Origin of the sequence: Lacicoccus qingdaonensis (genome assembly GCF_900101075.1) — a bacterium.
Taxonomy (GTDB): domain Bacteria; phylum Bacillota; class Bacilli; order Staphylococcales; family Salinicoccaceae; genus Lacicoccus; species Lacicoccus qingdaonensis.
This window is the reverse complement of record NZ_FNFY01000008.1, coordinates 11,181-35,223: the sequence shown is the minus strand read 5'-3', so window position 1 is coordinate 35,223 and position 24,043 is coordinate 11,181. Positions and strand designations below refer to the sequence as shown.

Sequence of the window (24,043 nt, the reverse complement as noted above, 5' to 3'; positions counted from 1 at the left end):
CTTCACGGCTCATCTGAAATGTCGACACACATGAATTCCGACATGCCGCCGGGTGCAGGTGACCATGGCGGACTGGATTATAAAAATCTGCCGAAAAGTACACCGGGCTGGAAAGTGCTTGTGCAGGAACTGATAGCGGATAAGCTGGCTTTATTCTCATTGATCATATTTGCATCGATTACAGCTTACGTATTTGGTCTGACGATGTTCCTCGATCAGGCAGAGATTGTATTCGTTGATCTGTTTGCAATCCACGAACCGCCGAATGAAGAATTCCGTCTGGGTACGGACTACGGCGGACGTGATATATTCGGGCAGCTGATCATCGGTACTCGTAACTCACTCGCAATCGGCTTTCTGGTTACATTGATGAGTGTCGGCTTCGGTATCGTTTACGGTTTGATTTCAGGCTACTTCGGCGGACAGATTGATAACGCGTTAATGCGTGTTGTCGACTTCTTCCTTGTACTGCCATTCCTGATGATTGTTATTGTTTTCGTTACGATTGTGCCATCTTATGATATTTGGACATTCAGTGCGATCATGGCGGCGTTCCTGTGGATGGGTACGGCAAGATTGATACGTTCGCTTGCATTGCAGGAAACAGAGCTTGATTACATTAATGCATCAAAAACATTGGGGACTTCAAACTTGAAGGTCATATTTTCACAATTGATGCCGAACCTTGTCGGGATCATTATTGTAAACGGTACATTGTCACTCGCTGCCAACATCGGTATAGAATCAGGGCTGTCCTTCCTCGGTTTCGGCTTCCCGGAGGACTATCCGTCCCTTGGGACACTGCTTTCATATGCGACACAGACACAGACCCTTCAGAACAGATGGTGGGTATGGCTGCCTGCTGCACTGATGATTCTTGTATTGATGTTATGTGTACGTAATATCGGTGAAGCACTGAGACGTGCAGGTGACGCAAGACAAAGACAGGCTTAATATCATTTATAAACAGCGGCTTCAACGGCTGCTGTTTTTTTATGAACAAACGTGAAAATGCTGAAGAATCCAGGAATTGTGGAATTTTTACAATAAATTTGTTAAATATCGTGAAAGCGCTTTACATACAAAATCTAACAATTTATAATAGAAGGACAAACTGCATTCACTAAATGTTCAAGGAGTCTGAAAGTATCAGAATTAAATTACAAATATAAAATTATACGAAAAATCAGGATGCTGATTAATTTTCATGTGTCTATAATTAACATACATGACACTATACATAATAGTATAAATTTCCATATATGATAAAAATAATGAATTACACATTGTCTTTTCAGATAATTGTGATAATATTATTTTAAAGGGGTTTCATTATATTTTTAATAAAATGAAATACTTATCCAATTTTTGGTACTGAGTTTCAGGGGACTGAACTTTAGTATATATACAGTTTATTTTTCTATAATAGGGGAGGAAAAATGATGACGAAATTTTCGTGGTCAAGATTGATGTTTTTTACCATGCTGATTTTCGTATTGGCACTTGCTGCCTGCGGTAACGGCGACTCTTCAGAAGAGGGATCATCTGAAGAAGGCTCGGATGGAGAAACAGAAGAAGGTTCCGGAGACGGCGGAGATGCTGAATCTGGTGATGATGCTGCTGACGGCGGCGAAGTATACAACTATGAAGACTTTCCACAAATAGTTTCCAATGATGCAGAACCGACAGGGGAAGGCGAACTGACAGTAGGTTACGGTTCAGATACACCTTTTGAAGGTACTTTGAACTGGGCATTCTACCAGGGTGCTCCGGATGCTGACATGATGAGCTTCTTTGGTGAATCAGTGTTCACATTCGACGAAAACCAGATTGCAACGAATGATGGTGCAATCACATATGAAATGAACGAGGAAGACAATACTGTTACATTTACTGTACAGGATGGCGTGACATGGCATGACGGTGAGCCGCTCAAGATTTCCGACTATGTCGCATCCTATGAAGTGATCGGACATCCTGACTACGACGGCGTCCGCGGTACGACGGACGGATTCACTTTAATCGAAGGTTACAGTGAATATCAGGCCGGTGAAGCGGATGAAATCTCAGGTATCGAAATTATCGATGAGCAGACAGCAGTATTTACTTATACAGAACTTGCACCTTCACTGACTAACGGTGGTTTCTGGTTCTATGCATTTCCGGAACATCACTATGAAGGTGTCGAAGTTGCAGATATGACAACTGCAGAACAAACGCGTGAAAATCCGATCGGAATCGGGCCATACCAGGTAGAATCAATTACACCGGGTGAGGCGATTGTTCTGACTAAATATGAAGATTACTGGAGAGGCGAACCACAGCTTGACGGCATCACTGTTGAAGTCACACCGACTTCATCAATTGCGAACGCAATGGAATCAGGCAACATTGATGTAGCGATGAGTTTCCCGACTGACCAGTATCCGGATGTTGCGGATATGGAAGGCGTCGAATGGCTTGCGCAGCTTGATGCAGCTTACACTTACATCGGCTTTAAGCTGGGTAACTGGGATGCAGAAGCAAACGATGGTGCTGGTGCGGTAAACTACACACCTGACGAAATGAAAATGGGTGACGTTGAATTACGTCGTGCCATGTGGCATGCAATGGACAACGATGCAGTAGGCGAACAGTTCTACAACGGACTTCGCTGGAATGCGACATCATTGATTACACCTTACCACGCAGCATTCCACAAAGATGATTTAGAAGTTCCGGAGTATGATCCTGAACAGGCAGAAAGTATTCTTGACGAAGCAGGATATGAAGATACAGACGGCGACGGATTCCGTGAAACACCGGACGGCGAGCCGCTTGAAATCCAAATGGCTTCAATGAGCGGCGGCGATGTTGCTGAGCCGCTTACAAACTACTACATCCAGTCATGGAGAGAAGTCGGTCTTAACGTTGTTAAAACAGACGGCCGTCTGATCGAATTCAACACATTCTATGATATGGTTGAAAACGACGACGAGAGCATCGACATCTATCAGGGTGCCTGGGGTGTAGGTACGGATGTTGACCCGGGTGGACTATACGGTCCTTCGGCACCATTCAACTACCCGCGTTATGAAACGGAAGAAAGCACTGAGCTGATTCAAAGAGGTAACTCTGAGGAAGCACTTGATACTGATACTCGTACAGAAATCTATCACGAGTGGCAGGAACTGATGGTCGAAGATATTCCGGTTGCACCGACTCTTTACCGTGCATATGTAACACCGGTAAATGAAAATGTTGTAAACTGGAGCGAAGAATACGGATTTAATGAAGAAGCACAACTTTACCAGGTTGGTTTCTCTGAGTAATATCAAATTACGGCACCCACTGATGTGGGTGCTTTTTTATTTGTGGAAAGATGTATTCTATGTTAAATTAGTACCAAGTTATAATATGAGATTATAAGGTGTGGTCAAATGAAAAATGTAGGCGTATTGGGCTTAGGTATTTATGTGCCCGATAAAGTATTCACTAATTTTGATTTCGAAAAAATACTGGATACATCAGATGAATGGATTACAGAAATGACAGGAATAAAAGAACGTCGGTTCGCTGAAGACGATATGGACACTTCTGATATGGCGGTGCTTGCAGCAAGCGAGGCAATCGAAAACTCAGGCGTTGCAAAAGAAGATATAGATCTGGTCATCGTGGCGACTTCCACAGGCGATCACCGTTTCCCTTCCGTTGCCAATCTTGTACAGGATAGACTCGGCCTCAGAAACGTACCATCAATGGACCAGCTCGCAGCATGTACCGGTTTTATTTACAGTATGGTTACAGCAAGCCAGTTCATCGAGGCAGGCACTTATAAAAATGTGCTGATTGTCGGTGTGGACAAGCTGTCCAAAATTACTGATTTTACAGACCGCTCGACTGCAGTCCTATTCGGGGACGGCGCGGGTGCTGCTGTCATCGGTGAAGTGGACGAGGGCTTCGGCATCAAGTCGTTTGAGCTCGGCAGTAAAGGCAGCGGTGCGCCCCATCTATACGACGATGCGGAAACCGGTAAGCTTCAAATGAACGGCCGTGAAGTATTCAAGTTCGCAGTACGCCAGATGGGCGAATCCAGTGTGAACGTCACTGAAAAAGCAGGTTTCGAAGCAGATGATATCGATATGCTCGTACCGCATCAGGCAAACATCCGCATCATGGATGCGGCACGCGAGCGGATGAACATGCCAAAAGACAAAATGAGCTGTACAATAGATAAATATGGCAATACTTCTGCTGCCTCCATACCTCTCAGTATTCATCACGAGCTGAAAAATGGTAAGATAAAGGCAGGAGATAACCTTGTGTTGGTCGGCTTTGGCGGCGGCCTGACTTGGGGGGCAATTTGCTTAACTTGGGGTAAGAATAAGGAGGAGAAACATGACTAAGCGAAGAGTCGTAATTACGGGGATTGGTGCGCTGACACCAATCGGAAATACAGCAAAAGAAACATGGGAAAATGCACTGGAAGGTGTAAACGGTATTGATAAGATCTCAAGATTCGATAACAGTGAGTTCAATATCCATGTTGCTGGTGAATTGAAAAACTTCAATGTTGAAGATTATTTAGAAAAAAAAGAATCAAGAAGAATGGACCGCTTCACACAGTATGCGGTCGTTGCTTCTGATGAGGCGGTTAAAGACTCCGGGCTTGTAATCGATGAAAATAATGACACACGTGTAGGCGTGTGGATCGGTTCAGGAATCGGCGGTATCCAGGCGCTTCAGAACGGCTTCAAAGTATTGTATGAAAAAGGACCACGCCGTGTGAGCCCGTTTTTCGTACCGATGATGATTCCTGATATGGCAGCAGGACAGGTGTCCATCCGCCACGGTGCCAAAGGACCGAACGGCGCGACGGTCACAGCATGTGCGACAGGTACAAACTCAATCGGTGACGCATTTAAAATTATTGAACGCGGCCAGGCGGACGCAATGATCGCGGGCGGTACCGAAGCGCCGATTACGGAAATGGGTGTTGCAGGATTTCAGGCGAACAGAGCACTTTCCACTTCGGAGGATCCAGACTATGCATCTGTACCTTATTCAAAAGACCGTAACGGGTTCGTCATGGGAGAAGGCGCAGGCATTGTTGTCGTCGAAGAATTGGAGCACGCTGTGGCACGCGGTGCACACATCTATGCAGAAATCGTCGGCTACGGCATGACAGGCGATGCCTACCACATTACGGCTCCGGCTGAAAACGGCGAAGGCGGTGCACGCGCAATGGCCGAAGCATTGAAAGATGCGGAAGTTAAGCCGGAAGAAGTCGGCTACATCAACGCACACGGTACGAGTACCGGTTATAATGACCTGTATGAAACATTGGCACTGAAGACCGTGTTCGGAACACACGCACCGAACCTGCTCGTAAACTCGACTAAATCCATGACAGGCCACCTGCTCGGAGCAACCGGCGCAGTCGAAGCGATCATCGCTTCCCTGAGCCTGCAGAATGGTAAAGTCCATCCGACAATCAATCTGACAAACCCGGATCCGGAATGTGATCTCAACTACGTCCCGGACGGCATGGTCGAAACCGACACCAAATACGCAATGAGCAACAGCCTCGGCTTCGGCGGACACAACGCATCACTGTTATTTAAGAAATATGAACAATAATTAATTCGAACCTCTTCCCGAATTCCGGGAAGAGGTTTTTTTATGACGAATTGTAATATTAAGTGCAACACCTGAAATAAAAGGATAAAAAAACACCCATGACAGTTTCGTGTAGAATGTAGATAACCACACCTAACACCTACACGGAGGTACTGTCATGAGCTATCAACATCTTACCACATTCGAACGGGCACGCATAGAAACGCTCTGGTCTGCTGGCCTGTCCATGCGGGCCATCGCCCGGCATATCCACCGAAACGTATCCACGGTCTCCCGCGAAATCAAACGGAATGCCACTGCGCATCAATACGAAGCTGAAAAAGCGGAAACCGCCTATCAGAAACGCAGAACACACTGCGGTCGTATCGGCAAATGGTCGCCGGAATTGGCGATGATCCTGTCCGAAAAACTGGCGTCCACCTGGTCGCCGGAACAGATCATTGGCCGGCGCTTTGAAGGTAAGCTTAGTTTCAAGACCATCTACCGGTGGCTCTACCAGGGGCTGTTACCTGAAACAGACACCCGGTGTCTGCGACACAAAGGCAAACGTCAGAAACCCAAAGAGACACGGGGCCGATTCAATATCGGCACCTCCATTCGTAAGCGCCCGAAAGGCGTCAAAAAACGGAAAACGTTTGGTCATTGGGAACTGGATACGGTCGTTTCCAGCCGGGGCAAAAGTAAAGGGTGTCTCGCCACTTTCGTCGAACGGAAAACACGGTGGTATGTCGCTCTGAAAATGAAAGACCGTTCCGCCGCCTCTATGGAACAGGCGGTAAGTGCGCTCCATCGCCAATTGCCGGCCGGGGCATTCCGGACGGCGACCGTCGACCGGGGAAAGGAATTCGCATGTTATCAAACACTGGAACAGACACTGGGAATTTCGGTATATTTTGCTGACCCCTATGCATCGTGGCAACGGGGCAGTAATGAAAATGCCAATGGACTGCTCCGGGAATTCTTTCCCAAGCGCACAGACCTTGCATTGATATCAGGTGAAGCCGTCCGCCAAGCCCTTTTCCTGATTAATCAGAGACCCAGAAAATGTTTGGGGTGGAAAACAACACACGAAGCGTTTCAGGAAGAACTGTTGCACTTAAATTGACAAACCGTCTTATGGAATAAAGAGCTTGTAGCCGGTGTGAAGTTGTCACGAATTGAACTCGTCCATCGTATCGGCTAGGCGGGGAGTCGGTTCAGCCGGTAGTGACTGAATCTGATTCTAATAGTTCATCCCGCTTCCCGGGACAGTCCGTTAACCGTCTATTGGCTCATCCCGCTTCCCGGGACGGTCCGTTAACCGTCTATTGGCTCATCCCGCTCGTCGGGACGGTCTGTTAACCGTCTATTGGTCCATCCCGCTTGTCGGGACGGTCCGTTAACCGTCTATTGGTTCATCCCGCTCGTCGGGACGGTCTGTTACACGTCTATTGGTCCATCCCGCTCGTCGGGACGGTCCGCTACACGTCTATTGGTTCATCCCACTCCCCGGGACGACGCGATAACCACAAAATTCCCCAACCAACAAAAAAGAACCGCACACCACTCAAAGTGTACGGCTCTTTATTCACATATATATACATACTATAGTAGAGACGCATCAGCCGCTATTATTTTCTCTTACGGCCGAGTCCCATCGCGCGCTCCATTTTTTCGACCATCTTATCAGCTTTACGGCTCGCGCGCTTTTGGCCTTCATCGAGAATATCATCGATACGTCCGCTCTCGACGTATTCATTCACACGCCCCTGGAATTCTACCAGGAATGATTCAACGACTTCACCGAGCGCAACTTTGAATTCACCGTAGCTCCTGCCTGCATATTCAGCCTCGAGATCTTTGATGCTCTGATCTGTCAGTCCGCTGTAAATCGTCAGCAGATTTGAAATGCCCGGCTTATTCTCCTTATCAAATACAATCTCGGAACCTGAGTCCGTCACCGCACTGCGGATTTTCTTCGCAGCCGTTTTCGGATGATCAAGCAGTGAGATGTATGACTTTGTATTATCATCACTCTTACTCATCTTTCGGTTCGGTTCGTTCAGGCTCATGATGCGCCCGCCGACTTCAGGATGTTTCACTTCCGGCACTGTGAATATATCGTTATATCTGTTGTTGAACCGCTCCGCAATATTGCGTGTCAGTTCCAGGTGCTGATCCTGGTCGTCACCGACCGGCACAACGCTTGCACCGTACAATAGAATATCCGCTGCCATTAAAGTGGGGTATGTAAGCAGTCCGACGTTGATGCCGTCCTTTGAACTCTGCTTTTGCGCCTTATCCTTATACTGCGTCATACGCTCGAGCTCCCCGATATAGCTCACGCACTGCAGCATCCAGCTTGCCTTTGCATGTGCGGCAACTTCACTCTGGACGAATAAAGTGATCTTATCCGGATCGAGTCCGGACGCGAGGTAGATGGCTGCCAGAGTTTTCGTGTTGTCCCTCAATTTCAATCTGTCCTGAGGCACTGTGATTGCATGCTGGTCGACGATGCAGAAATAAGAGTCATACTGCTCCTGAAGTTCAGTGAATTGCTTATATGCGCCCAGGTAATTTCCGATTGTCGGGATACCGCTTGGCTGTACACCTGAAAATAATGTCTTCATTTTAGTTACCTTCCCTTTTGACTGTCGATTTTAGTCTTAATAATATAATGATAATAAAATTCGCGCATAACTGCAATACAGCCGGCTTTAAATTAGAATAAAACCAAATGTGACAGAAATATAATATTTCAAAATTTTTGTGTTTTATTAACGTTTTCTCATTTTATTTTAATGTTGGACCGTTATAATATGAATTGTAAGTTAGTTAGAGAACATAATCATTCTTAAGGATGGTTACATTTTGTCCCACATGGGGTATACTAATATTACAAATCTAATTGAGTATTGGAGTGTGATTTATATGGTAACATTGTTTACTTCTCCAAGTTGCACGTCTTGCCGAAAAGCTAAAGCGTGGTTACAAGAAAATGAAATTCCGTATACTGAAAGAAATATATTCTCTGAACCATTAACATTAGAAGAAGTTAAAGCTATTTTAAGAATGACAGAAGATGGTACAGATGAAATAATTTCAACGCGTTCAAAAACTTTCCAAAAGTTGAATGTGGATATTGATTCATTACCTATGAAAAAATTATACACATTAATCATGGAAAATCCAGGTCTTTTGAGAAGACCGATAATCATGGATGAAAAACGTTTACAGGTCGGCTACAACGAAGATGAGATCCGTCGTTTCTTACCTCGTAAAGTTAGAAACTTCCACCTTCTGGAAGCTAAAAGACTTGCTGAAATGTAAATCATCCGCTAAAAAATAAGATTCAGTTTTATCCCCCCCCCTTATATAAACTGATATATACTAAATGAAAAGCCTGTAGATTTGTTGAAATCTACAGGCTTTTTCAGTATACTTTATAAAACAAAATCAATGTATTTGTTTTATTATTGTAAATGAAGGTATACTATAAGTAAGAATTCTCTTGTGAGAGGAAGTGAAATCAATGAGGATAGAACGTGTTAATGAGTCCACGATAAAATTCTTTATGACTTATGCGGATATTGAAAAGCGCGGCTTTGACAGAGATGAGCTGTGGATGAACAGAAAACGCGGTGAAGAATTCTTCTGGTCGGTCATGGATGAAGTCAATGTGGAACACGGTGAAGGCTTTGGCATGGAAGGTCCATTATGGATTCAGGTGCATGCATATGACCGCGGTATCGAGGTCGTCGTTTCTAAATCTCAAAATGGTGAGGAAGATTATTCAATGGATCAATCAAATATGAACGTCAATAACAATGATATAGAGTCATTCCTGGACAATGCCATCGATGAATCTGACAGCAACAGGAAATCAAAGGTTGCGGAGCAGTTTGCATTGGTCAAATTTGATGATTTTGAAACTCTGATTGAATATGCCCACCAGGTCGATCAGGATGAAACGGTATATGAGGACCTGTTGCATGTCTACAATGATGAATACTATTACCAGGTTATTTTCGACAATCGTCTGTCAAAAGTCGAAATTGAAGGCATAGAGGCTTCTTTAACCGAGTATAGCAGTCCGTCAGACGTCGCACCGGCATTGATTGAGGAGTATGGTCAAATTATCATGAGCCACAACGTCCGTCGTCAAGTAAGAAGATTTTTCCAAGAAAAATAATTTATTTAACAATAAAATAAATCAAAAACCCCCTTTTTCGGCATATATATAAAAGGGGGTTTTTATTTTGATAATCGCAATGGATCATCAGGGGACGCACATCACTGCAGAAAACGCCGTAAAAGGGAAAGAATACTTCTGTCCCGTCTGCAGCGCACGGCTCACGCTGAAGCGGGGCAGCATCAAGGCGCCGCACTTTTCACATCTCCACATTATCGACTGTATCAAGTATTTGTACAAACGCGAGTCGGCCGAACATCTGGAATTAAAAAGCGTGCTGTATCACGCGCTCACACCGCACCATCAGACGGCCATGGAATTTTATTTACAGGAAATTGAACAGATCGCAGACCTTCTGGTCAATAAAAACCGTGCGCTCGAGATTCAACTTTCTCAAATCTCGCCGGCGCTGATTGTCCGGCGGACGAAAGGGTATGCGTCACTCGGCATTGATACAATCTGGCTCCTCGATACCGCAGCCCTCAAATACGACGCCCATTATATGTATCCGACGCATTTTCAGCTGTCGACGCAGTGCGATCATAAAATCTACACGATGGATTTAAAGCGTCATGGCATCACTGTATTTCATATCGGCAACCACATGGGCTGCGGCCGCTTCAAGTACAAAAAAGAGAAGGTCACTCCGGAAGGCCTCATCACAGACGGTCAGGAGCAACTACCCATCACCAATCAAAAACTTTCCCGCCATGAAGTGGAAACGATCATCCGGCGGGAGAAAAGTCAGCGGACGGTCCAGAACAAGACGCTGACTTTTTTATATCAGACGGGCCTGTCGATAGATACACTGCCTGAGTATTTGACGTACAGCACACCGAATGACCGGTATTTGATGAACTCACCGCTCGAGTGGAAACTCTTCATCTATTTCCACCTTGAACAGGGCACGTTTAACAAAACAGAATTTGAACAGATGTTAAAGCCGAGAACGATGTTTGGCTGCCCGGACATACAGACACTTTCGGCCATGCTGATCAAAGAATACATTATGTTATACAGTTCACAATAACGTCCGGAACTTGAAATTTCTTTCGAGAATTGAGAAAATTAGAACATCACAGACAATGGAGGGGTTAATATGGCGAAAGTCATAACGAGAGATGAGCAGAAACTGGAGAATACGTGGGATTTGACGACGATTTTCGAAAGTGATGAAGCTTTTGACAAAGAATATGAAAAACTGGAATCCCATCTCGGGGATGAAGAACAATTCAAAGGTAAAATAGATTCAGTTGAAGCTTTGGCCGAAGCGCTTGAAACGGAGCGTGAACTCGGTGACAGACTGGGCAGGTTATTCGTCTATGCCCATTTGAAGCACGACCAGGATACATCGAATGATACTTACAGTGCACTGGAATCACGTGCAAGGTCACTTGCGGTCAAATTCAATTCGGCGTGGAGTTTCCTGACACCGGAAATTTTAAAGCTGGACGAGGACACATTGAAAACATTCATTCAGGATGACCGTCTGAAAGAATTCAAATTCGACCTTGAAATTTTAAACAATGAACGTCCGCATATATTGAGCGACAAAGAAGAAAAGCTGCTCGCACAGGCCGGCGAAGTGATGTCGACACCGACCTCCGTCTACGGCATGTTCAACAACGCAGATCTCGAGTTCGAACCGGCGGTCGATTCAGAAGGCAACGTGCACGAGCTTACACAAGGCACGTATATCGATCTCCTGAAATCACCGGACAGAACACTGCGCAAATCCGCATATGAAAATTTATACAGCAAGTACGGCGCGTTCAAAAATACGCTCAGCCAGACGCTTTCCGGCGTCGTAAATACGCACGTCTTCAGCGCAAATGTCCGCGGCTACGAATCGAGCCGCCATCAGGCAATGCAGAACAACCATATTCCACAAAGTGTGTACGATCAGCTGATCGACACGGTCAACGACAATCTGCATCTGATGCACCGTTATATGGAATTGCGTAAAAAAGTTCTGAAACTCGACAAGCTCAAAATGTATGACATTTATACACCGCTCATCGAGGACGTCGATTTTGAAGTCACTTACGATGAAGCGAAAGACTGGCTTAAAAAAGGTCTGTCACCGATGGGGGACGACTATTTAAGCATCTTAAAAGAAGGGCTCGACAACCGCTGGGTCGATATTTATGAAAATAAAGGGAAACGAAGCGGCGCGTATTCGTCCGGCACCTACGGCACCAATCCCTTTATTTTAATGAACTGGCAGGATAACGTCGATAATCTGTTTACATTGGCGCACGAGTTCGGCCATTCGGTGCACAGCTACTACAGCCGTAAAAACCAGACGTCTAACCAGGCGGGCTATTCGATTTTCTTAGCCGAAGTGGCGAGTACGTTCAACGAGGCGCTCCTTGCAGATTACATGTATGAAAATCTGGATGATACGAAGAAGAAGCTGTATCTGCTAAACCAGCAGCTGGAAGGGTTCAGAGGGACGGTGTTCCGTCAGACGATGTTTGCCGAATTCGAGCATGAAATTCACAGATTGAAAGAGGAAGGGGTCCCGCTGACGGCATCGAAGCTCGACGAAGTGTACGGCGGACTCAATAAGAAATATTATGGCGATGCGGTGGACTACGATGAATTCATCGAAGTGGAGTGGGCACGCATCCCGCACTTCTATATGAACTATTATGTATACCAGTATTCAACAGGGTATGCTGCAGCAGCGACACTGTCGAAACAAGTGCTTGACGGCGGAGAAGAAGTGCGCGACCGTTATATCAATGAGTTTTTAAAGAAAGGTTCCTCAAACTACCCGATCGAAATTCTTAAAAATGCGGGTGTCGATATGACAACGAGAGAGCCGATTGACCATGCGATGAGAGTATTTGAAAGTCAGCTGGATGAGTTTGAAAGACTGCTCGAAGAAGCGGAATAAGCTGAAAAACGTCAACATGTACAGTTTTTAAATACAAGTAAGTATGTGAATACGTTTACATTGTGAACAAATTGTGAAATGCTGTTCATAATGTTGCTTGAAGGCAACGGGGATGTTATATTTTATACATGAAAATTTTATCACTGAAAAACATACCCCTTTGTTAAACAGTGAAAAATTTCTCCCATCCCCTTTGTTTAAAGCAGCACACTATAGAAGGTGTGCTGCTTTTTTTATGCCTTGATTTATCAGAATATTAAGACTTCCTCTTTTTGAACAAACTTCCCAAAGATGTGACTCAAATCACAATACCCGGTTCGAAATACTTATACAATATAGACAAGTTAAAAAACGAAAACAAATCAAATAGGAGGGTTATCCATGGCAGAGAAATTAAGAGAAGAAGAAAAGCCGGTGGAAAGAAGTGCGCCGGAAAATCTGACTTTGAAGGGCACTTTATTTTCAACATTGTTCTTCGTCGGCGGTTCAATCGTTTTATGGACCGGGGTACTGCTCGTATTATTCCTATTACGTTTCTAAAAAACAGGTTGAGAAGGGAGTCTTAATACAATGAAAATGAACAAGATGGAAGAAATATGGATGATCGTGGCGATTGTCATCATTGTCATTGCGATGAGTATTACGGGATACCAGGCATTCGCAATGGGCATGTCGCCGCCGTCACACAAGGAACATATTGATCCGCAGACAGTAGAGGAACATCCGGAATTCTCGGAACCAGGTGTTTATGAAACCGGCGATAATGAGTATGAAGTCATTATGACGCTGCAGGCATTCCAGTTTGAACCGAGTGAAATTTCGGTGCCGGAAGGCGCTGAAGTGACATTCAGAATGGCGACCAAAGACGTGGTGCACGGCGTCAACGTACCCCATACAAACTTGAATACGATGGTAATTCCCGGATACATCCAGGAAATCACACAGACGTTCAATGAAGCGGGCGAGTACATTATGGTATGTAACGAATACTGCGGTACCGGCCACCAGATGATGTCTGCAACCATTACGGTAGAGGAGTGAGACGATGAAGAAACCACTTAGAATTGTGACCGCAAACAAACTGGCACTGACGAACTTGGCAACAGCATTCGCTCTGCTCCTCGTCGGCGGATTTTTCGGACTGCTTCAAGGGCTGAACAGAGCAGGCGTCCTCACAATCGTCGGCGGCATGAACTATTACGAAATGTTATCGCTGCACGGCGTTTTATTAATACTGGCCTTTACGACATTATTCATGAACGGTTACTTATGGTCGGCAGTGGACTACGTCCTCGGCGGGCTTACTAAAGGAATAAAGACCCTGGGCTGGGCAGCGTACGCCATCTTCATGGTTGGCGCGATACTTGTCGCGATCATGATCATCGCAGGTGAAGCGACGGTGCTCTACACATTCTACGCACCGATGGCAGCAAACCCATGGTTCTATATCGGACTCGTATTTGTCGTACTGAACATCTGGATGTCTGGAATCGGTGTATTCATCAGCGCATTCAGATGGAAGAAACAAAATAAAGGCAAGCACCTGCCATTGTTCGCATTCTTCGCTGTCGGTGTATACGTACTGATTACATTCGGTACAGCATTTGTCGCAGCCGAAGTCTTCTATATCATTCCGTGGACACTCGGCTGGATTGATACGATTAACGTATTGTTAACGAGAACTTTATTCTGGGCATTCGGACACACACTCGTCAACGTCTGGTACCTCGTTGCGGTTTCCGCATGGTACCTCGTTGTCCCGAAAGTCATCGGCGGTAAGCTGTTCAGTGACTCTCTGGCACGTGCGGTCGTCATACTGATCGTCGTCTTGAACGTACCGGGCGGGTTCCACCACCAGATTGTGGACCCGGGATTCACTGAAGGTTTGAAATTCATGCACTTGTTCATGAGCCTTGCGATCGCGGTGCCTTCATTATTGACAGCATTCGCATTGTTCGCAACGCTTGAGAGAACCGGACGCCGCCGCGGCGGCAAAGGGCTGCTCGGCTGGTTTTGGAAACTGCCATGGCATGACGTCAGATTCCTTACCATCATGCTTGCGATGATTTCATTCATCTTCGGTGGCGCGGGCGGTATCGCCCAGACAAACAACCAGCTGAACCAGGTGGTCCATAATACGCTTTGGGTCGTCGGACACTTCCACGTGACCGTCGGGGTCGCAGTTGTACTGACATTTTTCGGACTCGTCTACTGGCTGATTCCGCATCTGTCGGGCAGGGTGCTCACTAAGAAGATTCACAACCTCGGCATATGGCAGACGATGATCTGGACGGTCGGCATGCTGTTCATGACGCTGTCAATGTCATACGTCGGACTGCTCGGCTCGCCGCGTCGTACTGAATATACGACGTACGGCGGCAATGCCACTGCACTCGAATGGGATCCATACTTGATATTCGTCGGGGCGGGCGGTACATTGCTGTTCGCGGGTGTCGTCATCATCGTCTACATCGTCTTCCATCTGATGTTCCTTGCACCGAAAGGCTACACGGAATTCATGATGGTCGAAGAACAGGAAGAAGATGCACACAAAACACCGAAATGGACGGAAAACTGGGGGCTTTGGGTCATCGTTGCAATACTGATCATCTCCATGGGCTACGTTGTACCGCTCGTCGACCTGATTGGCAACTCACCGCCGGGATCACCGCCGATCCGTACATTCTAACTTGATAAATAATTTTGAAGGAGGTTGCCGGAGATGAAAAAAGAACTCATAATCAGCGGAGTCATCTTAGTCTTGGGTGGCCTCCTGCTGTTTTTCTCGACAAGCGGGTTCACCGCATTCACGATGGAGGCCCAGAGGCTGCAGGATCTAAAAGCCCAGCCGCCGGAATTCCCGAATATCGAAGTCGTGGATAATAAAGGCCGCGAATACAATTTTGATGAATTCGAAGGCAGGCACATGCTTATGACCTTTATTTACACTTCATGCGCAACCGCGTGCCCGGAAATGTCATCGAATATGAAATATGTATATGACATGATCGACATGGAGAAATACGGCGACGATCTGGTGTTTCTCAGTATGTCATTCGATACGGAGCGGGATACCGTTGAAGTGCTCGATAGATATGCGGGATATTTCGATGCCGACGGCGAGAGCTGGAGAATGCTCCGCGTGCCGGAGGACGACGATCTGGAAGAGATTTTGAGCATGTATGAAGTCACCGTCATTCCCGAAGGCGATGCAGATTTCCAGCATAATACATCCTTTTATCTGATCGAACCGGACGGCCGTCTCGGTGAAGTGCTGGATTACCGCGAAATCGATTATGCTGCGGAGACGATTGTTGAAGCGGTTGAGTCGGATGATTCGGACGGGGAGGTGGCTCGCCAGTGAAACAATTCTGGTACGGGTTAGCATTATTGTTATTCCTCGCCCTGCCGCCCGTCAGAGATCTGCTCGAGTCGGTCATGGCATTCCATATGCATATGCAGATGCTGCTGCTGTTCGTTTCAGGACTCCTGATGGCACCGTTCTTCCAAAAACATTTCGGCGGCGTATTTGATAAGTATAATAAAACCGGCCTGCCCGGCGTCGTTCTGTTCCTGGTCATCCTGCTCTACTGGATGCTCCCGCGGACGATGGACGAAGCACTCGAAATATGGTTTGTCGAGCTTTGGAAATTTGTGTCGCTGCCGTTTCTCGCCGGTGTGCCCCTCAGGGACAGCTGGAAGAAGATGTCCCAGACATTCGAAATTGTCGTGTTCATGATTTTGATGGTCATATTCTCGGTCATGACATATCTATATATATTTTCCGAGAGCACACTGTGCAACAACTACTTGATGATCGACCAGCAAACAGTCGGCTGGGGATTCGCATTCTTTGTACTATGTATCGTGATGTACATTTTATTAGTGCTCTTCACCGATCAGAGCCAGTACTTCGGGGATGATTCGGAAGCATAAAAATTGAACCCGCATATCTATTTGAAGATATGCGGGTGCTTTATGTTCAAATGTATGGTGGGTGACGCCTCTACCGGCCAAGTGAGGAGTGGTTTGGCCGATAGGAGGATTATGTCCATATAATTATGTAATAAAGAAAAAAGAGTCAAATCATACTCTGTCGTACAATGCAGTGACCAGACCAACATTGTTAGGAGAGATATGAAATGATTCAAATTAATTTTAACTTAAATATGAACCAATTAACAAAAAAATGCTTATTTAAGTACACTAACTAAAAGTTTGTCAGTCGCGATATTAAATAGCCTAACGGTTCATTCCGCTTCCCGGGACGGTCCGATAAACGCCCAACGGTTCATCTCGCTTCCCGGGACGGTCCGATAAACGCCCAACGGTTCATCCCGCTTCCCGGGACGGTCTGTTAAACGCCCAACGGTTCATCCCGCTTCCCGGGACGGTCTGTTAAACGCCTAACGGTTCATCCCGCTTCCCGGGCCGGTCTGTTAAACGCCAAACCAACTCCAACCCAATCACAAGTATGTCTCCAGCTCTTCCAGATCCACAATCATCCGGCCGGCACCGTCAATATCAATGATGCCGATTTTCCGGAACATCGAAATATTGCGGCTCACAGTTTCGCGGGTCAGCCCGATCATGCTGGCCATTTCCTGCTTCGTCAGCTTCAGCGTAATCTCACGCCGCCCGTCACCAAGCACGAGCCCGTGGGCATGGGCGAGGCGGCGGATCAGCAAAAGCACCTGCTCATCGGTCGGCTTCAATATTTTCTCCTGCAGCCTGTGCTGTAGGTCGATGATGATCTCACCGATGTACTTGAACAATTTCACCGCAATATCCGGCTGGCGCCTGACGAGATCCTCGAACTCACGCTTATCGATAACAATGATTTCAGACTGCTCCGTCGTCATCGCACTCGCAGGATAAGGATCCGCCCTGAAAATCGCATGATGCGGAAACATCTCCCGCTCACCGAAAAAATTGATGATCTGCTCACGGCCCTCCTCATCGATTCTGTAAATCTTCACATTCCCCTTGACCACGAAAAAAAAGCTCGTCATCTCCTCGCTCATATGAAACAAATGCGCATTCTTCTCAACATTCCTGTGGAGCGCAATACCGGCAAGCGACGCAATCTCCGAGTCCGTCAAAGCCTCAAATATCTTCATGGATGATAAATATTCTGCCAGCAACCTTCTCTCCTCCTTTAAAAAAATCCTTACCCTAATATTAACACTGATGACCAAAAAAACCCGCCAAGCGGCAAAACGCCACTCAGCAGGCTTAAAAATTATATAGTACTTAAAAATCTTTTAAAAAATAAAAACCGACCGGCGGTGCGCTCACATCATCCAACGACCGAGTCCATCGCACACGCCTTTCACTGCACGTTATTCAGCACCCGGGTGCCGCCGCGTATTTGATAATACGTTGCTTCATCCGTCGTTACTTCCTCGATCAGACGCTGCAGCCTCAGTTTCTTCAGTTCATTCAAAAGCAGGCCCGTACGCCATTCGAAGACGGTTTTCAGCTCATGGAAGCTCACGACTTCAAATGATTCGATGTAATCATAAATGCTCGGCAGCGGTCGTTTCTCTATCTCAAGTTCGAGCAGCTCATTGATGATATATGTGAAAATATGATACGGGTATACACCTTCCACTTTGATGCCTTCAGAATGTATATCGCCGCTGAAGAACACCATCGACGGGAGTGACTCAATATCCATTTCACGATACACCGCCAGATCCCGTTTCAGCATGCTTTTAACAGTACTGGAGTTTATTTCTTCGAAAAAGCTTTGTACGTCCAAACCGGCAAGCTTTGCACTTTTATACATGTGATCGTAAGTGCAGATGCTTTTTGTCGGCATGATACGGTTTAAAATATATCGCATGAATGCACGTGCCTTGTTACGGCCCTGTACTTCCGCTGCTTTGTAGGCAAGTGCGAGATTATCATGGTCTGAGGTTGACTGTGCCTGACATTTTGTCAAAACTGTCAGAGACGGGGCAAGTATCTTTTGAATGGTGACATATCCGCGGTATTCGATGATCAGTTTGTTGATGATCGGTTCCATTTCACGGCACTGTTCGGAAAACGGGTCGAAGAAATAGAATATCTCAACCTTCTGATCGGTCGGCTGCACCGTCGGCCATTCCTGTGTCATACGGTCCATCGAAGCTCCTCCTTACTCATAATCACACTTGACTGTAATTTAGTCCGGTGTATTCACCATATGGTTCGCTGTCATCGTATATCTTTGAAATAAAAAGTCGCGCAGCTCTTCAGGAATATCCACATCAAGCATCGCCTGGTACATATTCTCAAGCCATGCCTCTTTCGCATACGGCGTAATGACGAACGGCATATGGCGCGCCTTCATCATCGGGTGGCCGTATTCCTGGATATACAAGTTCGGTCCGCCCAGAAACTGGACTTGAAACAGCTTTTGTTTGAAGGCTGTCTCTTTAAAATCTCCCGGAAACAAATAGTTGATCCGGTCATCACGTTCAACATAGTAGTAGAAACGGTCGATCATTTCAAATAATTTCTCTGTACCGATGGCTTTATATGGGTTTGACAGCGGGTTCTTCTTGACCATTAAGACTCATCCTTTTCTTTCCTTAAGACCTGATAAAAGCGTTCACTCTTCGTCATTTCCGGACGGCGTTCAATTTTATATGATTCGAGCAGGTTGTCAAATCGCGTTTCACCCTGATCGTAGTCTGTGACTTCATATTCGATTTCAAAATCCTGTGTACCGAGAAAAGAGCTCTGGTCGAGCACGAGCAGACCGTCTTTATAACCCGTTTCAAAACGTTCGGTCGTCAGGCTGCCATATATGATTAAATCATCAACATCGATGTTTCTCGTTTTCAGTTCATGGGTAATGATTTCAGGAAGGTCATCGTGTGACATTTTCCGGGCCGTACTCAAATCGTAATCGACCTCGGCATTGAATTCCAAAATCCCTTTTTCAGTCGGTGCTTTCAAAGTCATCATCTGCTCACCTGCTGTCACACGGATTCTGAGAAGCAGCGTATTTTTTCTGAGATCCAGATTTTCTGTATCTATGTAATAGTTGAGCAGGGACTGCTTTTCCTCAGTCTTGAAGAAAGTGTGGTATAAAGTGTGATGCTCATCTGCAGTCAATAAATTTTTAAATTCAATTTCTAACTCCGGCATTGTCTCAACTCCTTAATACATATTATCTAAAATTTAAAATGGACTGTAAAGTAAACAGATTTAAGAGATTATCAAAGCAGCAGTGTTATGGTAAAATAAAATGCGTCAACAGCGGGCAAAAACACCTCCGCTACAGGGGAACACATGAAGAAAACATCATGAAATGTTATACTGAAGGGGATTCAGAACGCTGCAGGAATGACCCGGGAAATAATAAAAAATGAAGGAATAACCATAAAGGTGTGAACACGGCACCACTTGAACTAAAAGAGATATAACTGGAGGCGTTTAGATGGATGGATGGGATGAATTTCTTGCGCCCTATCAACAATCAGTCGAAGAACTGAAGATTAAACTTAAGGGAATCCGTAAAGATTATCAGCTGAACCGTAAATACTCGCCGGTGGAATTTGTCACGACACGTGTCAAACCTGTGCAGAGCATCATTGAAAAGGCAAGTACGCGCAACATACCGTATGACAGGCTGCGGGAAGAAATGTACGATATCGCAGGCATACGTATCATGTGCCAGTTCGTCGACGATATCGAACTGATCTGCGATCATATCCGGAAGCGTTCGGATATGAAAGTCGTCGAAGAGCGTGATTATGTGGAAAACACGAAAGAGAGCGGCTACCGTTCGTATCACCTGATCATCGAGTATCCGGTGGAATCGATCGACGGCCCGGTCAGCATACTTGCTGAAATCCAGATCCGGACGCTCGCAATGAATTTCTGGGCGACGATCGAACATACATTAAACTATAAATATTCGGGCGAATATCCGCCGGAAATCAGAAGAAGGCTGCAGAATGCTGCAGAAGCGGCATTCCTGTTGGACGAGGAAATGTCCCAGATCAGAGAAGAAATACAGGATGCGCAGAAATACTATTCGAAAAAACGCAATATATAAATGAGCAGATTAGGTGGGATGTCATGAAGTTTGTCATTGTGTCGAAAGGTGACACTAAATCGAATGCATTGAAAGACCGCATGGTGAATTATATGGCGGAGATGAAGATGGAATACGATGAAACTGCGCCCGAAATGGTGATTTCAGTCGGCGGCGACGGTACATTGCTGCAGGCATTTCACCGCTACCAGCACCTGTTGGACGCTGCCTCGTTTGTCGGTGTCCACACCGGGCACCTCGGGTTCTACGCAGACTGGCTGCCGCACGAAGTGGAGCGGCTGATCATCTCGATCCAGAACGATGAATACCAGCTGATTGAATATCCGCTGCTTGAAATCATCATCACTTACGAGAAGTTCGGCGCGGAGTCGAGATATCTCGCACTGAATGAATCCACTTTAAGAACGGACGACGGCACGACGCTCGTGTCCGATATCGATATCCGCAACCAGCATTTCGAGCGCTTCCGCGGTGACGGCATCTGTGTGTCGACCCCGTCCGGTTCGACCGCTTATAATAAAGCCCTCGGCGGCGCGATTATACATCCGTCCATCGAGGCGCTGCAGCTGACGGAAATCGCGTCAATCAACAACAGCGTATTCAGAACCGTCGGTTCACCGCTTGTGCTGCCGAAACACCATACGACACAGGTGAATCCGGTGAACAGCGAAATCTATAAGATGACCGTCGACCACATCAATCTTGTACATAAAGGTGTGCGTCAGATCCAGTTCAGAGTGGCGGATGAGAAAGTTAAATTCGCAAGGTTCAGACCGTTTCCATTTTGGAAAAGGGTCCATGATTCCTTTATTTCAGATAGAAACTAACAAATTTAGGTGGTGGGCAGAATGCCGGATATAGAAGAAAGAACTGAAGTGGAAATTGAACATGAAGCATTGCTCACCCAGCTGAGAGAAAATGATATTGACGGCTTCAGGGAAGACTTCCTCGCCCTCCATACTTATGAGCAGAGTGAATTTTATGTGAGCTTAAGTGAAGCGGACAAAGATCTCTTGTATCATGTCCTGTCGCCGGAAGAAGCATCATTATTCTTCGATAACCTGGAAATTGACGAAGAAGATTATGATGAATTGTTCGACCAGATGGATTCACGCTATGCGGCAGAAATGATCGGGAAAATGCAGTACGATAACTCGGTCGATATTTTAAACCAGCTGCCGAAAGCGAAAGTCACGACATTTTTAGCACTGATGGACAAACAGGATGCAAAAGAAATCCGCGGCCTTCTGAACTACGAGGAAGATACGGCCGGCGGTATCATGACGACGGAATTCGTCAGCCTGACATCCCTCATGACCGTCCGGGAAGCGATGCGCCATCTGAAAGAAGTCGCACCGACGTCCGAGACGATCTACTATGTGTTCATCGTCGATGAGGAAAGAAAGCTCGCCGGCATCATGTCCCTCCGTGAACTCATCATTGCGGATGATGACGAATACATCGGCGACATCATGAACGAACGTGTCGTATCGGTCCTCGTCTCCGACGACCAGGAAGAAGTCGCACAGATCATGCGGGACTACGACTTCCTTGCGCTGCCGGTACTCGACTACCAGGACCATCTCGTCGGTATCATCACGGCCGATGACATCATGGACGTCATCGATGAAGAGGCGGGCGAAGACTACTCAAGACTTGCCGGTATGAGTGATACCGAGAAGACGACGGACACAGCACTTGAAACGGCGAAAAAAAGACTGCCGTGGCTGATCGGTTTGACATTCATGGGAATGATCACGGCCGCCATGCTGTCAGTTTTCGAAGACACTCTGGCACAAGTCGTACTGCTCAGCGCCTTCATACCGCTCATTTCCGGAATGGCGGGTAACACAGGCACACAGTCACTGGCCGTTGCGGTCCGTGGTATTTCCACCGGAGAAATAAAAGAATCAAGCAAGATGAAACTGGCCGGACGCGAAATCGGTTCAGGCTTTTTGACTGGCCTTGCGTGCGGCATCACGATATTTGTCGTCATTTTGATGATGTATCAGGAACCGATCCTCGGCATCATCGTCTGCCTGAGCCTTGTCGCTTCAATGACAGTGGCCACGCTGATCGGTACGATTGTACCGCTCTTAATGGATAAGGTGGGCATCGACCCGGCAATCGCCAGCGGTCCGTTCATCACGACCGCAAATGATATCATCAGCCTATTAATATATTTTGCGCTTGCGAACATGTTTATGGCATCGCTCCTTGCGTAATGGAGATTACCATCACGATTATGATGGTTTTATTTTTATGACATACTGAATGTATTATTTGTTGCAATTTGAGGTCATTATTAGTAAATTAGTAGTAGGTACTAATAACACACGATAAAATCATTTATATGGATAAAGGAGATTTTACCATGAATTTAAAAGGCAAGACTTATGTCATTATGGGCGTGGCGAACAAGCGCAGTATCGCATGGGGCGCGGCGCGTGCGCTGGACGCGATGGGTGCAAACCTTGTGTTCACGATTTTAAACGAGCGTTTCCGCAAAGAGCTGGATAAACTTCTCGTCGACCTTGAAGGCGACCATGATGTGATCGTTGAGTGTGACGTGTCCAAAGACGAAGAGGTCGAGCGTGCATTCACTGAAATCAAAGAGAAGACCGGCGGCATCGACGGTGTCCTCCATGCGATCGCATATGCGAACAAGGACGAGCTTAAAGGCGGCTACAGCGAGACTTCAAGAGAAGGCTTCGCGCTTGCGCTGGATGTCAGTGCATACTCGCTTGCAATCGTTGCGAAACACGCGAAGACTGCATTCAACGAAGGTGCGAGCCTGGTCACGATGACTTACCTCGGCGGCGAACGTGCAATGCCGAACTACAACGTCATGGGTGTGGCTAAAGCGGCACTTGACTCCAGCGTGCGTTACCTGGCACTCGATCTCGGTGCAGACGGCTACCGCGTGAACGCAGTTTCCGCAGGCCCGATCCGTACACTGAGCTCATCAGCAGTCGGCGAATTCAAGTCGATCCTGAAAGAAATCGAAGAACGCGCACCGCTTAAGCGCAACGTCGACCAGCTTGAAGTCGGCAACACGGTGGCATTCCTGCTCAGCGACCTCGCTTCCGGCATCACAGGCGAAATCATCCACTGTGACTCCGGCGCAAACATTACAGCATAATCTTATTTATATGAAAATAAAGACCGGCAGCGCACTCGTTTTCGAGCGGCTGCCGGTTTTTTTGTGTACGGGCGGGCGCATCCCTGAGTTTGCGGCGCGTGATGGGAGTGTTCTAGAATCCTAACGGCTCATCCCGCCTCTCGGGACGGTCCGTTA

Annotated in this window: 23 protein-coding genes; 18 read left to right on the top strand and 5 right to left on the bottom strand. The window is 46.5% G+C overall.

Features of this window, described 5'->3' with window-relative positions:
• Nucleotides 1-42: 42 nt before the first annotated feature.
• The 5 genes from BLR15_RS06290 to BLR15_RS06270 all read left to right on the top strand — a co-directional run bounded on the left by BLR15_RS06290 (nt 43) and on the right by BLR15_RS06270 (nt 6,724).
• Nucleotides 43-954 (top strand): ABC transporter permease, encoded by a 912-nt coding sequence (locus BLR15_RS06290; RefSeq protein WP_052257080.1) that lies wholly within the window; start codon nt 43-45, stop codon nt 952-954.
• 488 nt (nt 955-1,442) lie between these two features.
• Nucleotides 1,443-3,311 (top strand): oligopeptide ABC transporter substrate-binding protein, encoded by a 1,869-nt coding sequence (locus BLR15_RS06285; RefSeq protein WP_092985773.1) that lies wholly within the window; start codon nt 1,443-1,445, stop codon nt 3,309-3,311.
• A 108-nt stretch (nt 3,312-3,419) separates the two neighbouring features.
• Entirely contained in the window at nt 3,420-4,385 is a 966-nt protein-coding gene (locus tag BLR15_RS06280; protein ID WP_092985771.1) for a beta-ketoacyl-ACP synthase III, read from the top strand.
• On the top strand, nt 4,378-5,619 hold the full coding sequence (fabF, locus tag BLR15_RS06275; protein WP_092985769.1) for a beta-ketoacyl-ACP synthase II: 1,242 nt from the start codon (nt 4,378-4,380) through the stop codon (nt 5,617-5,619). The genes BLR15_RS06280 and fabF overlap by 8 nt, the downstream gene beginning before the upstream one ends.
• A gap of 157 nt (nt 5,620-5,776) precedes the next feature.
• The gene (locus BLR15_RS06270) at nt 5,777-6,724 is read left to right on the top strand and encodes an IS30 family transposase (protein ID WP_092985767.1); all 948 of its coding nucleotides are present in this window, start codon (nt 5,777-5,779) and stop codon (nt 6,722-6,724) included.
• Between the two features lie 505 nt (nt 6,725-7,229).
• Here BLR15_RS06270 and trpS read toward each other — a convergent pair.
• Nucleotides 7,230-8,228, bottom strand: coding sequence for a tryptophan--tRNA ligase (trpS, locus tag BLR15_RS06265; protein WP_052256931.1), 999 nt, complete (start codon nt 8,226-8,228; stop codon nt 7,230-7,232).
• 301 nt (nt 8,229-8,529) lie between these two features.
• Here trpS and spxA point away from each other — a divergent pair, with 301 nt between their 5' ends.
• The 9 genes from spxA (at nt 8,530) to BLR15_RS06225 (ending at nt 16,628) form a co-directional block, all read left to right on the top strand.
• Nucleotides 8,530-8,928: a transcriptional regulator SpxA gene (gene spxA / locus BLR15_RS06260; protein ID WP_092985765.1), complete on the top strand. Its 399-nt coding sequence runs from the start codon at nt 8,530-8,532 to the stop codon at nt 8,926-8,928.
• 202 nt (nt 8,929-9,130) lie between these two features.
• Nucleotides 9,131-9,790 carry an adaptor protein MecA gene (gene mecA / locus BLR15_RS06255; RefSeq protein ID WP_052256929.1) on the top strand — a complete coding sequence of 220 codons (660 nt, stop codon included), beginning with the start codon at nt 9,131-9,133 and terminating at the stop codon, nt 9,788-9,790.
• Nucleotides 9,791-9,857: 67 nt separating this feature from the next.
• Entirely contained in the window at nt 9,858-10,820 is a 963-nt protein-coding gene (locus tag BLR15_RS06250; RefSeq protein WP_092985763.1) for a competence protein CoiA, read from the top strand.
• Nucleotides 10,821-10,889: 69 nt separating this feature from the next.
• The gene (pepF, locus tag BLR15_RS06245) at nt 10,890-12,692 is read left to right on the top strand and encodes an oligoendopeptidase F (RefSeq protein WP_092985761.1); all 1,803 of its coding nucleotides are present in this window, start codon (nt 10,890-10,892) and stop codon (nt 12,690-12,692) included.
• A 381-nt stretch (nt 12,693-13,073) separates the two neighbouring features.
• Entirely contained in the window at nt 13,074-13,232 is a 159-nt protein-coding gene (locus BLR15_RS13995; protein WP_156302683.1) for a hypothetical protein, read from the top strand.
• Nucleotides 13,233-13,262: 30 nt separating this feature from the next.
• Entirely contained in the window at nt 13,263-13,733 is a 471-nt protein-coding gene (locus BLR15_RS06240) for a cytochrome c oxidase subunit II (protein WP_052256926.1), read from the top strand.
• Nucleotides 13,734-13,737: 4 nt separating this feature from the next.
• Nucleotides 13,738-15,381 carry a cbb3-type cytochrome c oxidase subunit I gene (locus BLR15_RS06235; protein ID WP_092985759.1) on the top strand — a complete coding sequence of 548 codons (1,644 nt, stop codon included), beginning with the start codon at nt 13,738-13,740 and terminating at the stop codon, nt 15,379-15,381.
• Nucleotides 15,382-15,414: 33 nt separating this feature from the next.
• The gene (locus tag BLR15_RS06230; RefSeq protein ID WP_092985757.1) at nt 15,415-16,056 is read left to right on the top strand and encodes an SCO family protein; all 642 of its coding nucleotides are present in this window, start codon (nt 15,415-15,417) and stop codon (nt 16,054-16,056) included.
• Nucleotides 16,053-16,628, top strand: coding sequence for a hypothetical protein (locus BLR15_RS06225; RefSeq protein WP_092985755.1), 576 nt, complete (start codon nt 16,053-16,055; stop codon nt 16,626-16,628). The genes BLR15_RS06230 and BLR15_RS06225 overlap by 4 nt, the downstream gene beginning before the upstream one ends.
• Nucleotides 16,629-17,158: 530 nt before the next feature.
• Here BLR15_RS06225 and BLR15_RS06220 read toward each other — a convergent pair.
• The 4 genes from BLR15_RS06220 to BLR15_RS06205 form a co-directional block, all read right to left on the bottom strand.
• A complete protein-coding gene (locus BLR15_RS06220; protein ID WP_143003936.1) occupies nt 17,159-17,812 on the bottom strand; it encodes a Crp/Fnr family transcriptional regulator in 654 nt (217 codons plus the stop codon).
• Between the two features lie 212 nt (nt 17,813-18,024).
• Complete coding sequence (locus tag BLR15_RS06215; protein ID WP_092985753.1) at nt 18,025-18,822, bottom strand: DsbA family protein; 798 nt, start codon at nt 18,820-18,822, stop codon at nt 18,025-18,027.
• Nucleotides 18,823-18,861: 39 nt separating this feature from the next.
• Entirely contained in the window at nt 18,862-19,248 is a 387-nt protein-coding gene (locus BLR15_RS06210; protein ID WP_052256920.1) for a globin domain-containing protein, read from the bottom strand.
• Entirely contained in the window at nt 19,248-19,832 is a 585-nt protein-coding gene (locus BLR15_RS06205) for a CYTH domain-containing protein (RefSeq protein WP_052256919.1), read from the bottom strand. Before BLR15_RS06205 ends, BLR15_RS06210 begins: the two co-directional genes overlap by 1 nt.
• Nucleotides 19,833-20,124: 292 nt before the next feature.
• On the opposite strand from BLR15_RS06205, the gene BLR15_RS06200 reads away from it, so the two are divergent.
• The 4 genes from BLR15_RS06200 to fabI all read left to right on the top strand — a co-directional run bounded on the left by BLR15_RS06200 (nt 20,125) and on the right by fabI (nt 23,887).
• The gene (locus BLR15_RS06200) at nt 20,125-20,745 is read left to right on the top strand and encodes a GTP diphosphokinase (protein WP_052256918.1); all 621 of its coding nucleotides are present in this window, start codon (nt 20,125-20,127) and stop codon (nt 20,743-20,745) included.
• Nucleotides 20,746-20,768: 23 nt separating this feature from the next.
• Nucleotides 20,769-21,572, top strand: a complete 804-nt coding sequence (locus BLR15_RS06195; protein ID WP_052256917.1) for an NAD kinase — start codon at nt 20,769-20,771, stop codon at nt 21,570-21,572.
• Between the two features lie 21 nt (nt 21,573-21,593).
• Nucleotides 21,594-22,970, top strand: coding sequence for a magnesium transporter (gene mgtE, locus BLR15_RS06190; RefSeq protein WP_052256916.1), 1,377 nt, complete (start codon nt 21,594-21,596; stop codon nt 22,968-22,970).
• A 149-nt stretch (nt 22,971-23,119) separates the two neighbouring features.
• Nucleotides 23,120-23,887 carry an enoyl-ACP reductase FabI gene (fabI, locus tag BLR15_RS06185; RefSeq protein WP_082238478.1) on the top strand — a complete coding sequence of 256 codons (768 nt, stop codon included), beginning with the start codon at nt 23,120-23,122 and terminating at the stop codon, nt 23,885-23,887.
• Nucleotides 23,888-24,043 lie beyond the last annotated feature (156 nt).

Excerpts from the sequence above, each read along its gene's own strand:
- BLR15_RS06270 (WP_092985767.1), top strand. The coding sequence starts at position 5,777 with ATGAGCTATCAACATCTTACCACATTCGAACGGGCACGCATAGAAACG.
- trpS (WP_052256931.1), bottom strand. The coding sequence starts at position 8,228 with ATGAAGACATTATTTTCAGGTGTACAGCCAAGCGGTATCCCGACAATC.
- BLR15_RS06240 (WP_052256926.1), top strand. The coding sequence starts at position 13,263 with ATGAAAATGAACAAGATGGAAGAAATATGGATGATCGTGGCGATTGTC.
- BLR15_RS06215 (WP_092985753.1), bottom strand. The coding sequence starts at position 18,822 with ATGGACCGTATGACACAGGAATGGCCGACGGTGCAGCCGACCGATCAG.
- BLR15_RS06195 (WP_052256917.1), top strand. The coding sequence starts at position 20,769 with ATGAAGTTTGTCATTGTGTCGAAAGGTGACACTAAATCGAATGCATTG.
- fabI (WP_082238478.1), top strand. The coding sequence starts at position 23,120 with ATGAATTTAAAAGGCAAGACTTATGTCATTATGGGCGTGGCGAACAAG.
- BLR15_RS13995 (WP_156302683.1), top strand. The coding sequence starts at position 13,074 with ATGGCAGAGAAATTAAGAGAAGAAGAAAAGCCGGTGGAAAGAAGTGCG.
- BLR15_RS06220 (WP_143003936.1), bottom strand. The coding sequence starts at position 17,812 with ATGAAGATATTTGAGGCTTTGACGGACTCGGAGATTGCGTCGCTTGCC.
- mgtE (WP_052256916.1), top strand. The coding sequence starts at position 21,594 with ATGCCGGATATAGAAGAAAGAACTGAAGTGGAAATTGAACATGAAGCA.
- pepF (WP_092985761.1), top strand. The coding sequence starts at position 10,890 with ATGGCGAAAGTCATAACGAGAGATGAGCAGAAACTGGAGAATACGTGG.
- BLR15_RS06290 (WP_052257080.1), top strand. The coding sequence starts at position 43 with ATGCCGCCGGGTGCAGGTGACCATGGCGGACTGGATTATAAAAATCTG.
- BLR15_RS06235 (WP_092985759.1), top strand. The coding sequence starts at position 13,738 with ATGAAGAAACCACTTAGAATTGTGACCGCAAACAAACTGGCACTGACG.
- BLR15_RS06230 (WP_092985757.1), top strand. The coding sequence starts at position 15,415 with ATGAAAAAAGAACTCATAATCAGCGGAGTCATCTTAGTCTTGGGTGGC.
- fabF (WP_092985769.1), top strand. The coding sequence starts at position 4,378 with ATGACTAAGCGAAGAGTCGTAATTACGGGGATTGGTGCGCTGACACCA.
- BLR15_RS06200 (WP_052256918.1), top strand. The coding sequence starts at position 20,125 with ATGGATGGATGGGATGAATTTCTTGCGCCCTATCAACAATCAGTCGAA.
- BLR15_RS06205 (WP_052256919.1), bottom strand. The coding sequence starts at position 19,832 with ATGCCGGAGTTAGAAATTGAATTTAAAAATTTATTGACTGCAGATGAG.
- mecA (WP_052256929.1), top strand. The coding sequence starts at position 9,131 with ATGAGGATAGAACGTGTTAATGAGTCCACGATAAAATTCTTTATGACT.
- spxA (WP_092985765.1), top strand. The coding sequence starts at position 8,530 with ATGGTAACATTGTTTACTTCTCCAAGTTGCACGTCTTGCCGAAAAGCT.
- BLR15_RS06210 (WP_052256920.1), bottom strand. The coding sequence starts at position 19,248 with ATGGTCAAGAAGAACCCGCTGTCAAACCCATATAAAGCCATCGGTACA.
- BLR15_RS06285 (WP_092985773.1), top strand. The coding sequence starts at position 1,443 with ATGACGAAATTTTCGTGGTCAAGATTGATGTTTTTTACCATGCTGATT.
- BLR15_RS06280 (WP_092985771.1), top strand. The coding sequence starts at position 3,420 with ATGAAAAATGTAGGCGTATTGGGCTTAGGTATTTATGTGCCCGATAAA.